The sequence below is a fragment of the Brevundimonas sp. genome, assembly GCF_032107865.1.
Classification (GTDB): Bacteria; Pseudomonadota; Alphaproteobacteria; order Caulobacterales; family Caulobacteraceae; genus Brevundimonas.
This window is the reverse complement of record NZ_DAMCNG010000096.1, coordinates 1-10,059: the sequence shown is the minus strand read 5'-3', so window position 1 is coordinate 10,059 and position 10,059 is coordinate 1. Positions and strand designations below refer to the sequence as shown.

Genomic DNA, 10,059 nt, shown 5'->3' with positions numbered 1-10,059 from the left:
CCGGCCGCCCAGGGCGTGGGTCAGTCGCTCGACGGCGCGGGTGCGGCGCGGCTCCGGCCCCACGGCGTCCGGCGTTGGCGCTAGCGGGGCCAGAACCCCGTCCAGATCAAGGAAAAGCGCCGCTCCGTTCAGACGGATCGGCGGCGCAGGCAGTGCGGGGCGCGCAAACCCCTGTGCAAAAGACATGCGTTTCAAGGTTCTTTCTGTGCATGGGACATATGGCAACGCATGACGACCATAATGGTTGTCGCTATTCATCGTTCATTCACCCGCTGCGACGCCATTGTGCCGAACTCTCGAATGAGGCATTTGCCACTGCGCTACGAAGAGCCGCAGAAGCGGCCCCGGCGCCTGGAGCCGTCATGACTGCTTTTTCCGTTCCTTCCTCTCCTGAACAACTCGCCGCCATGTCCGACCGGGCGCGCGAAGTCGTGCGCCTGAACATAGAAGCTCTGGAAGCGCTGGAACGTTCGCTGGATTCCTCGATCGCGCGCGCGGCCGACATCATCCTGTCGCGCCCCGGCTATGTCGTGGTGACGGGCATGGGCAAGTCGGGCCACATCGGCGGCAAGATCGCCGCCACCCTGGCCTCGACCGGAACCAACTCCTTCTTCGTCCACCCGGCCGAGATGAGTCACGGCGACCTGGGGATGCTGCGCCCCGACACCACCCTGCTGGCGCTGTCCAACTCGGGCGAAAGCCGCGAACTGCGCGACCCGCTGATCTTCTGCGCCCGCAACGACATTCCGGTGATCGGCGTCACCCAGCGGCCCCAGAGCTTCCTGGGCCGTCACTCCGCCGTCTGCCTGACCATGCCCAAGGTGGCCGAAGCCTGCCCCAACGGCCTGGCGCCGACGACCTCGACGCTGATGTCCCTGGCCATGGGCGACGCCCTGGCCATGGTGCTGATGGACCGACGCGGCTTCACGCGGGAAGATTTCGGCCTGCACCACCCCGGCGGCGCCCTGGGCATGAGCCTGCAGACCGTGCGCGAATGGATGGGCGACAACGCCGCCGCCCCGGCCAGCGTGCCGCTGGACGCCGACTTCGGCGCCGTCGTCTCGGCGATCACGGAAGGCCGCAAGGGCGCGGTCGCCGTCCTGGCCGCCGACGGCGCTCTGGCCGGCATCATCACCGACGGCGACCTGCGCCGCGCCTTCGCCAACGACATCTCGACCCTGCGCGCCGAGAACATCATGAGCCGCAGCCCCATCACCGTCGAACCGGAAGCCCGCATGAGCGACGTGGTCGATTTGCTGAGCGCCAACAAGATCAGCAATCTGTTCGTCGTCGATGACCGTCGCCCCGTCGCCATCATTCATATCGCCGAGCTGATGCAGGCGGGCTACGTCTCCTGATGGTCGAGGACGTCCTCTTCGACGCCAGCCGGTTGCTCAGCCGGGCTGAGCGCAGCGCGCCGACCGGCGTGGACCGGGTCTGTCTCGCCTATGCCGAATGGCTGATCGAGCACCCGACCTATCGGATGACGCCCGTACGGGCGCGCAAGGACCAACTGGCGCGGGTGGACAACGACTGGTTCCGCGAGCGGCTTGCTGAACTGCGGACGCGCTGGACGGGGCCCGGTGCAGTGACCGAACTCGGCCCCGAAGCCCGCAAGCTGTTCGATGCCCTGCGCTCGCCGGACGACGGCGCCTCGATCATAGGCCACGCGCCCGAGGAAAAGGCGCCGCCCAAGACCAAGCCGAAGCGGATCTGGAAGCAGTACTTCAGGTCGCGTCGCATCGCCGCCCCCCCGTCGGCGCGCGCCTATATCAATGTCGGGCATACGAGCCTGAACACGCCAGACATCCTTACCTCCCTGGCTGGCGGAGGCATTGAGCGGATCATCATGGTCCATGATCTGATCCCCGTGACCCACCCGGAGTTCTGCCGCCCCGGCGACGGGCTGAAACATGAGCGACGGATGACCAACGTGCTGCGCCACGCCTCGCGGATCATCGTCAATTCCCAGTACACGGCCGACGAGCTGAAAAGCTTCGCCGACCAGTCGAACATCGCCGCCCCGCCGATTGACGTCGCGCACCTGGGGCTGGAGCGCACCTTCGACAGCCGCACGACGATTGCACCGGCACGCCCCTACTTCCTGCACGTCGGCACGATCGAGGCGCGAAAGAACCTGGCCTTCCTGCTGACCGTCTGGCGGCGACTGCAAGAGACCATGGGCGCCGACACGCCCCGTCTGGTCCTGGTCGGCCGGTACGGCTGGGAAAACGAGGCCGTGCTGGATCACCTGCAACGCTCGCCCAATCTGCGCGGCCTCGTGCATCAAGCCGAAAACCTGCCCGACTGCGCCCTTTCGGCTCTGATGCGGGGCGCGCGGGCCATGGTCGCGCCGTCATCGGTCGAAGGCTTCGACCTGCCCGCCGTCGAGGCCAGCGCCATGGGCGTGCCTCTCATCGCCTCCGACATCGCCGCTCATCGCGAACTCGTGCCGCACGCCCGTCTCATCGATCCGCTGGACGGCCTGGGATGGCTGGCCGCGCTTGAGGACTGGGCCCGAAATCCGCCCGTCGCGCCTCCCTATTCCGCGCCCAACTGGGACCAGCATTTCGATGTCGTCCAGCAACGGGTGCTGTCTCCCTCTGGCGGCGCAGCCGCCTCAAGGGTAAGCATCTGATGGAATTGAACCGAGGCCCCATGATCAGAACCGCCGCCAGCCTGCTCATCGTCGCTCTTCTGGCCGGGTGCTCGACCCTGCCCCGCGACGGGCCGTCCGGTCGTAACGTGGTGCAAGGCTCGTCCACCCCGGAACGTGCGGGCGACTACGCTCTCGTCGACCTGGACTTCGCGCTAAGCGAACGCCTGAAGGCCGCGCCGCCGCCGTCCTTCTCGACCTTGGCGCTCGCCTCCAGTGAAGCGCCTACGGACGTCATCGGCGTTGGCGACACCCTCGCCGTCAGCATCTTCGAGCCAGGCGGCAGCCTGTTCGGCGGCGGCTCATCACGCGACGGCGCCAGCAGCGGCAACCAGACCCTTCCCCCGCTGATGGTCAACCGCAACGGCGCCGTTCCCATCCCCTTCGCCGGCGAGGTGTCCGTGCAAGGTCTGACCCCGTCGCAGGCCTCGACGGCCGTGCGCCGCGCCCTGATCGGCAAGGTCGCCAATCCGCAGGTGATCGTCACCATCGCCGGCAACGCCTCCAACGCCGTCACCGTGCTGGGCGACGTTCGCAACCCCGGCCGCCAGCCCCTGGCGGCCAACAGCGACCGAATCCTGGACGTCATCGCCGCCGCCGGCGGCCCGTCGCGTTCGCTTCACGACATCGACGTGCGCATCCAGCGTGACGGCAAGGTCTATACGGCCCCCATGTCGATCGTCACGACCGAGTTCAACGAGAACGTACGCCTGCAGCGCGGCGATCAGGTCAACCTGGTCTACAAGCCCCGCCGTTTCAGCTCTTTCGGCGCCTTCAACGCCGTGGCGCGCAGCGAGCTGCCGCCTGGCCCGCTGACCCTGGCCGAAGCCCTCAGCGGCGTCGGCGGCCTGGATTCCAACATCGCCAACGCCCGCTCGGTGCTGATCTTCCGCTTCGAACGCCCGGAAGTGGCCCAGGCGCTGGGCATCCAGCAGCCCGTCACCTCGCGCGGTGTGCCCGTGGTCTATCGCCTGAACCTGAACGAGGGCGAAGGCTTCTTCATCGCCAGCAACTTCCAGATGCAGTCAGACGACCTCATCTACACGCCCCGTGCGGGCGCGGCCGAGATGCGTAAATTCTTCGAAGTGGTCCAGAGCATCACCCGCGTCGTCTATGACGTCTCGGTCACCGGCAATCTGAGCCTGAACTAGGCCTGCCATGCTGGAGCGTTTCAGCCGCGCCCTGTTCGGTTCGCCAGACAAGGGCGCGGCCGACGAGCATGCGCTGGTCGCACCGGCGATGGGTCATGAAGACCTGATGGCGCAGATTGCGACCGTCGAGGCCGTCGCCGCCAAGGTCTACGCCCGTCATGGCCTCCCTGATCAGGCCGGTCAGTACCGCCGCCAGGGCGAAACGGAAGCGTGGGAACCGCTCGCTGGTGAGATGACCCCGGCAGAGAAATGGGCCCTTATCCAGTCCACGCCTGCGGATTCAGGTTGGCGCTTCGCCTCGCTGGCGGGCGTCGGAGCCCGCTCGCCGATCGCCGAAGTGCGGCAGGCCTCCGCCATCTTGGCCGCCTGTCAAGGCCTGCGCCAGCGCCTGACGGAACAGGCGCCCATATCGGCCCAAGACCTGGCTGACGCCATACGCCTGGGCGCCGCGTGGCGACGGCTGACGACACCGGAAGCCATGGCCGACGATGATGTCGAGCCGCTGCGCTTTCTGCCTGGCGAGAGCGAAGCCTAGCGGCCCACCTGCCCCGTAGCCTGCGCCAGCAGCTCAAGCGAGCGCACGCGCGCGGCCGGATCCCAGATCTGGCTGGTCAGCATCAGCTCGTCCGCCCCGGTCTGGGCGATGAAGGCGTCGAGGGCGGCCTTGGCCGTCGCGGGCGCGCCCACCGCCGAACAGGCCAGGGCGGCGTCGATCATGCCGCGCGCCGCGCCGTCCAGCCGTTCATAGTAGCCCTCGACCGGCGGCGGAAGCTTGCCGGGGCGGCCGGTTCTCAGGTTGACGAAGGCCTGCTGAACCGAGGTGAACAGCAGGCGCGCCGCCTCGTCCGTCTCGGCCACGAAGGCGTTGTAGCCCAGCATGACGTAGGGCTTCTCAAGATGCGGCGACGGGCGGAAGGTCTGGCGATAGATGTCGAGGGCCCGCATCATCTCGCCCGGCGCGAAATGGCTGGCGAAGGCGTAGGGCAGGCCCAGATGCGCCGCCAGTTGGGCGCCGTAGGTCGATGAGCCCAGGATCCAGACCGGGACGGCCTGGCCCTCGCCCGGATTGGCGATGATGCGCTGATCCGGCGTGGCGGGCGCGAACCACTGCATCAGTTCCATCACGTCCTGAGGGAAGGCGTCGTGGTCGCCCTGGAGCGTGCGGCGCAGGGCCCGCGCTGTCGCCTGATCCGATCCGGGCGCGCGGCCCAGGCCCAGGTCGATCCGGCCGGGATGCAGCGCGTTCAGGGTGCCGAACTGTTCGGCGATGACCAGGGGGGCGTGGTTGGGCAGCATGACCCCGCCGGCGCCGACGCGGATGCTCTTCGTCGCCGCCGCCACCGCGCCGATGACGACCGAAGTCGCGGCGCTGGCGATGCCCGGCATGTTGTGATGCTCGGCCAGCCAGTAGCGGCTGTAGCCCAGCCGCTCGGCGTGGCGGGCCAGATCGATGGTGTTGGCGAGCGCCTGGCCCACGTCGGAGCCTTCTGGCACGGGGGCGAGGTCGAGAATGGACAGAGGGATCATCCGACCGATATGGGGCCGCTTTGCAGCGACGCCATACCGGCCGTGACGATCAATCGTCTATGGGTAGCGCTTATTAACCGGCAGGGCAGTCGCCGATGCGCTCGGCGGTCATGGTGACCTTGGTCTGGGCCATCTGCGGCGTCGGCGCCGGGTCCATCTTGGTCGTGACCTCGGTGACGTAGCGGCTATTGAAATCGCCGGTCACGCGGATAGTGGAATCCGCCTTCATATTGCCCGGCAGGGTGCAGGACGAGGTGGCCACCATGGCGTCGCCCTGACGCGCGAACGGCTGGCTGGTACAGTCGGCGCCCGGCTGCTGGGCGCTGGCCGGGGCCTCAAGCTTAGCCTCCTTGATGCAGACTTCCTGCGTCGGCACGGCGGCGCCGCCCGGCATGCCTTCCATGGCCGTGGAAACGCGCCACAGGCCCGGCTTGGGCGCGTCGAGCGTCCCTGGCGCAGCGGCCGTCGAGGCGGTCTCAGCCCCCTCGCCCGCCGGCGTTTCGGCCTTGTTGTTGTTTCCGCAGGCCGACAGACCCAGCAGGCAGGCGACGGCGACGCCGCCGATAATCGCTGAACGCATGGAGCGCTCCCCTCTCGTTAAGAACCGAGGGGACAACGCCGGTACGGCTTAACGGTTCACGCGCCCGTGAGATTCAGTCGAGGACGACGCCCGTGGTGCGCATGATCTCGGCGCGCAGCTCGGGCAGGCCGAAGCCCTTCTCCGACGAGGTGACGGCGACATGCGGATAGGCCGCCGGGCGTTTGGAGATAGCCTTCAGCGTCTCCGCCTGAACCTTCTCGGCCTCGCCCTTCTTCAACTTGTCGGCCTTGGTCAGGACGATCTGATAGCTGACGGCGGCCAGATCGAGGGCCTTCAGCGCGTCGTCATCGACCTTTTTCAGGCCATGGCGGGCGTCGATCAGCAGATAGACCCGCTTCAGCGTCACCCGACCGCGCAGATAGTCGCGGCCCAGATCCTGGAACTTCTTGACCGTGGTCTTGGACGCCTTGGCCCAGCCGTAGCCGGGCAGGTCGACCAGACGCATCCGGCCGTCCAGGTCGAAGAAGTTGACCTCGCGCGTGCGGCCCGGCTCATTCGAGGCCCTGGCCAGCTTGTGCATGCCGACCAGGCCGTTGATCAGGCTGGACTTACCGACGTTGGAGCGGCCGGCGAAGGCGATCTCGGGCAGGTCCGGGGTCGGCAGCTGCTCGATCTTGGCGCAGCCTAGGACGAAGCTGGCCTGGCGCGCGAACAGGACGCGCGCCGCCTCGACCTCGGCGTCCGAGTATTCACCGACCTTGGGCTCGTCAGAAGCGTCCAATCGATCAGGCCTTCTTGAAGCGGGCGATGAAGGTGTCGATCGGGTTCTCGGCCTTGAAGCGGTGCATGATCACATACTGCTGGATGATCGACAGCACGTTGTTCCACGCCCAGTAGATCAGCAGGCCGGCCGCGAACGGAGCCATGATGAAGGTGAAGACGATCGGCATCAGCTGGAAGATCTGACGCTGCATCGGATCCTGCGCCGGCGGGTTCATCGCCATCTGCAGCCACATGGTGAAGCCATAGACCAGCGGCAGCACGCCCAGGTGCAGCGGGCCGTTCAGGATCCCGCCCAGGAGCGGCAGCGTCGCCGGATCCCACGGAATGGCGCCGAACAGGTTCCACACCGTCGAGGGGTCGCGCGCCGACAGGTCGCGGATCCAGCCGAAGAAGGGCGCGTGACGCATTTCGATGGTCACGAACAGCACCTTGTACAGGGCGTAGAAGACCGGGATCTGCACCACCATCGGCAGACAGCCCGCCAACGGATTGATCTTCTCCCGCTGATAGAGGGCCATCATCTCCTGCTGCTGCTTCTGCGGCTCGGAGCCGTGCTTCTTCTTGATCTCCTCCATCTTGGGCTGGAGGTTCCGCATCTTCGACAGGCTCTCGTAGGACTTGTTGGCCAGCGGGAAGAGGATCAGCTTGACCACCACCGTCAGGGCCAGGATGGCCAGGCCGAAGTTGCCCAGGACGCCGTAGAAGAACTCCACCACGGTGAAGATCGGGCGCGTCAGGAACCAGAACATGCCCCAGTCGATGGCGTAGACGAAGCGCGGCAGGTCCAGCGACTGCTCATAGGTCTTCAGCACCTCGGCGCGCTTGGCCCCAGCGAACAGACGCTGGGTCTCCTCGATCTGACGGCCCGGCTGGATGGTGTGGGTGGCGCCCAGCATGGCGGCTTCGTGGATGTTCATGCCGTCGGCGTCGCGCACCGAGAAGCGGCCTTCGATGGTCTCGTTCTGGGTGGGGATCAGGGCCGCCAGCCAGTATTTGTCGGTGATGCCCAGCCAGCCGCCGGTCGATTGGTTCTCGATGCGCGGCTTCTTGGCCCAGTCCTTGTACTTGACCTGTTCGGTCGAATAGCTGTCGCCGTCGCCGAAGGTGCCGATGGCGCCTTCGTGCAGGATCATCTGCTTGCCCAGGTCGACCGGAACGCCCTGGCGCTCGACGCGGCCGTAGGGGGCGATGGCGATGGCCTGGGTCCCCAGGTTGGCGACCGTGTCCTTGACCGTGAACATATACTGGTCGTCGATCGAGACGACGCGGGTGAAGCGCAGGCCCGAACCGTTGTCCCAGGTCAGCTCGACCGGGGTGGTCGGCGTCAGGGTCGAACCCTTGGTCAGGCGCCAGACGGTGTTGGGGCCGGGCACGCCGCCGGCGACGTTCGGGCCGCTCCAGCCGAACTGGGCGAAATAGGCGTGCTCCATGCCCTGCGGGCGGAACAGCTCGACCGGCGGCGAATTCTTGTCCAGCGTTTCCTTGTAGTTCGTCAGGTACAGGTCGTCGATGCGCGCGCCCTGCAGCGACAGCGAACCCTTCAGGGTCGGGGTCTGGATCGGCACCCGCGCGACCGTGCCCAGAGCCTGGGCGCGGTCCTTGATGAAGACGCCCGGCGCGGCGCCCGACGGCGTCAGGCCGGCGTCGGCCGAAGCCTCACGCGCCTTCTGCTGCTCGGCGGCGACGATCTGCGCCTGACGACGGCTCTCGGCCTGCGGGCGCATTACCATGAAGTAGTAGACGCCCATGATCAGGGCCGCGCACACGAAGAAGATGATGGTGTTGCGCGAGTTCTCGTTCTGCATCGGGATCAGCGGTCCTGGTCGGCGGGGCGCGGGTCGGGGGCGGCGCGGGTCGGTATCGGAATAGGCGAAACGGCCCGGTCTCCCATATCGGGAGCCGCGCGCGGGGTTGCGAGCCTTGTAAGGGCCGATTTCACATCGTCAAGCAAACGGTCCCAGTCGCGGTCCGCCGTGCCCATGCGGGCGATGAACACATAGTCGCATCCGGCCCGCCCGTGCAGGGGCGTCAGCAGCCGGGCCGCCTCGCGCAGACGCCGCTTGGCGCGGTTGCGCACGACAGCGCCGCCGATCTTGCGGGTGGCGGTGAATCCCAGGCGCACCGAGGGGTCGCCGTCGCCGCGATCCAGCTGCTGGACCACCACGGCGCCGCGGGCCTGAGAAACGCCTTTGGCGGCCGCCAGAAACTGGGGCCGCCTCAATAGGCGATCGATTTTCATCAGATCGGTCATGCGCCCCGCCCTGAAGGGTAATGGGCGCGTGACGTCAGGCCGTCAGGCGCTTACGGCCTTTGGCGCGGCGACGCGCAACAATCTTTTGACCGTTCTTGGTGGCCATCCGCGAACGGAAGCCGTGACGGCGCTTGCGCACGAGTCGCGACGGCTGATAGGTCCGCTTCACGGTCGGCTCCGGGTTACTGGGGTTGGCGACAGACACAAGCGTCAGCCGCGAGAGAGGCGGGCGTATAAGCGGCGGCAGGACGAGAGTCAACGCCGAAGCGGCTTTTCCACATCGCCGACAGGGGCGCACGGCGTCTGGAAATACGCTAAGGATGTCAGGAAGAAGAGGACGGAGCGCGGCTTGGACCGGGTCAAAAGATTTCTGCCCCTGGCCGTGCTGCTGGCCGCCGTCGCCCTGATCTTCGGCATGGGCTGGAATCGCTACCTGTCGCTGGACACCCTGCGCGAGCACGGCGCGGCGCTGGAAGGCCTGACCGCCCAGCACTATCTGCTGATGCTGGGCGCCCTGATGCTGATTTTCGCCTTGCTGACAGCCAGCGTGGTGCCCGGCGTGGTCTTCATCACCGTGACGGCGGGCTATCTGTTCGGGCCGTGGGTCGGCGGCGTCGCCACCGCCTTCGCCGCCACCGTCGGCGCCCTGGCGGTCTATTATGTGGGGCGCACCGCCCTGGGCGATTCCCTGCGCCGCCGCGCCGCCGCCGATACGGGTCTGCTGAACAAGGTCTGCGCCGGGGTGGACAAGAACACCTTCTGGTATGTGCTGGTCGCGCGGCTGGTCGTCACCGTGCCCTTCCACATGATCAATGTGGCGGCGGGCGTGATGGCGGCGCCGCTGCGCCCCTATGTCGTCGCCACCTTCATCGGCCTGTTGCCCGCGCACACCATCTATTGCTGGATCGGCGACAGCCTGCACGACGTTCTGGTCACGGACCCGAATCCTGACATTCGGAGCCTGTTCGCGGAATTCTTCTGGCCTCTGATGGGAGTAGCCTTCCTGTCCATGCTGCTGCCCCTGCTGCTCAAGCTGGCCCAGAAGTTGCGCGCCCGCCCCCGCATGGAGGCCTCATGACGGAACGCGAGGCCCTTCCGACCGACCTGCAGACGCCCCTGGCCCCCGCGACGGCCGCCAGGCCGCCTGCGA

The 10,059-nt window shown here is 67.2% G+C and carries 11 protein-coding genes and 1 pseudogene; 5 read left to right on the top strand and 7 right to left on the bottom strand.

Features of this window, described 5'->3' with window-relative positions:
- A pseudogene (locus RT567_RS09510) lies at positions 1 to 186 on the bottom strand (trehalose-phosphatase); the annotation flags it as partial.
- A 176-nt stretch (positions 187 to 362) separates the two neighbouring features.
- On the opposite strand from RT567_RS09510, the gene RT567_RS09505 reads away from it, so the two are divergent.
- From RT567_RS09505 to RT567_RS09490, 4 genes are read left to right on the top strand one after another with little or no spacing between them, the layout of a single operon-like run.
- Positions 363 to 1,358 carry a KpsF/GutQ family sugar-phosphate isomerase gene (locus RT567_RS09505; protein ID WP_313576056.1) on the top strand — a complete coding sequence of 332 codons (996 nt, stop codon included), beginning with the start codon at positions 363 to 365 and terminating at the stop codon, positions 1,356 to 1,358.
- The gene (locus tag RT567_RS09500) at positions 1,358 to 2,638 is read left to right on the top strand and encodes a glycosyltransferase family 1 protein (protein WP_313576054.1); all 1,281 of its coding nucleotides are present in this window, start codon (positions 1,358 to 1,360) and stop codon (positions 2,636 to 2,638) included. Before RT567_RS09505 ends, RT567_RS09500 begins: the two co-directional genes overlap by 1 nt.
- A 20-nt stretch (positions 2,639 to 2,658) precedes the next feature.
- Entirely contained in the window at positions 2,659 to 3,807 is a 1,149-nt protein-coding gene (locus RT567_RS09495) for a polysaccharide biosynthesis/export family protein (RefSeq protein ID WP_313576052.1), read from the top strand.
- A gap of 7 nt (positions 3,808 to 3,814) precedes the next feature.
- Entirely contained in the window at positions 3,815 to 4,342 is a 528-nt protein-coding gene (locus RT567_RS09490; RefSeq protein WP_313576050.1) for a hypothetical protein, read from the top strand.
- Here RT567_RS09490 and RT567_RS09485 read toward each other — a convergent pair.
- The 6 genes from RT567_RS09485 to rpmH form a co-directional block, all read right to left on the bottom strand.
- On the bottom strand, positions 4,339 to 5,334 hold the full coding sequence (locus RT567_RS09485) for an LLM class flavin-dependent oxidoreductase (protein ID WP_313576048.1): 996 nt from the start codon (positions 5,332 to 5,334) through the stop codon (positions 4,339 to 4,341). The two genes, RT567_RS09490 and RT567_RS09485, sit on opposite strands and share 4 nt — an antisense overlap.
- 73 nt (positions 5,335 to 5,407) lie before the next feature.
- The gene (locus RT567_RS09480; protein ID WP_313576046.1) at positions 5,408 to 5,914 is read right to left on the bottom strand and encodes a DUF3617 family protein; all 507 of its coding nucleotides are present in this window, start codon (positions 5,912 to 5,914) and stop codon (positions 5,408 to 5,410) included.
- A gap of 73 nt (positions 5,915 to 5,987) precedes the next feature.
- Entirely contained in the window at positions 5,988 to 6,656 is a 669-nt protein-coding gene (yihA, locus tag RT567_RS09475; protein WP_313576044.1) for a ribosome biogenesis GTP-binding protein YihA/YsxC, read from the bottom strand.
- A gap of 4 nt (positions 6,657 to 6,660) precedes the next feature.
- Positions 6,661 to 8,463, bottom strand: coding sequence for a membrane protein insertase YidC (gene yidC / locus RT567_RS09470; protein ID WP_313576042.1), 1,803 nt, complete (start codon positions 8,461 to 8,463; stop codon positions 6,661 to 6,663).
- Positions 8,464 to 8,468: 5 nt separating this feature from the next.
- On the bottom strand, positions 8,469 to 8,909 hold the full coding sequence (gene rnpA, locus RT567_RS09465; RefSeq protein ID WP_313576040.1) for a ribonuclease P protein component: 441 nt from the start codon (positions 8,907 to 8,909) through the stop codon (positions 8,469 to 8,471).
- Positions 8,910 to 8,943: 34 nt separating this feature from the next.
- Positions 8,944 to 9,078: a 50S ribosomal protein L34 gene (rpmH, locus tag RT567_RS09460; protein ID WP_003164000.1), complete on the bottom strand. Its 135-nt coding sequence runs from the start codon at positions 9,076 to 9,078 to the stop codon at positions 8,944 to 8,946.
- Positions 9,079 to 9,258: 180 nt separating this feature from the next.
- Between rpmH and RT567_RS09455 the strand changes: the two genes are divergently transcribed.
- Positions 9,259 to 9,987 (top strand): TVP38/TMEM64 family protein, encoded by a 729-nt coding sequence (locus tag RT567_RS09455; protein WP_313576038.1) that lies wholly within the window; start codon positions 9,259 to 9,261, stop codon positions 9,985 to 9,987.
- Positions 9,988 to 10,059 lie beyond the last annotated feature (72 nt).

Coding starts and splice junctions, on each gene's coding strand:
- RT567_RS09505 (WP_313576056.1), top strand. CDS start 363: ATGACTGCTTTTTCCGTTCCTTCCTCTCCTGAACAACTCGCCGCCATG.
- RT567_RS09500 (WP_313576054.1), top strand. CDS start 1,358: ATGGTCGAGGACGTCCTCTTCGACGCCAGCCGGTTGCTCAGCCGGGCT.
- RT567_RS09495 (WP_313576052.1), top strand. CDS start 2,659: ATGATCAGAACCGCCGCCAGCCTGCTCATCGTCGCTCTTCTGGCCGGG.
- RT567_RS09490 (WP_313576050.1), top strand. CDS start 3,815: ATGCTGGAGCGTTTCAGCCGCGCCCTGTTCGGTTCGCCAGACAAGGGC.
- RT567_RS09485 (WP_313576048.1), bottom strand. CDS start 5,334: ATGATCCCTCTGTCCATTCTCGACCTCGCCCCCGTGCCAGAAGGCTCC.
- RT567_RS09480 (WP_313576046.1), bottom strand. CDS start 5,914: ATGCGTTCAGCGATTATCGGCGGCGTCGCCGTCGCCTGCCTGCTGGGT.
- yidC (WP_313576042.1), bottom strand. CDS start 8,463: ATGCAGAACGAGAACTCGCGCAACACCATCATCTTCTTCGTGTGCGCG.
- rnpA (WP_313576040.1), bottom strand. CDS start 8,909: ATGACCGATCTGATGAAAATCGATCGCCTATTGAGGCGGCCCCAGTTT.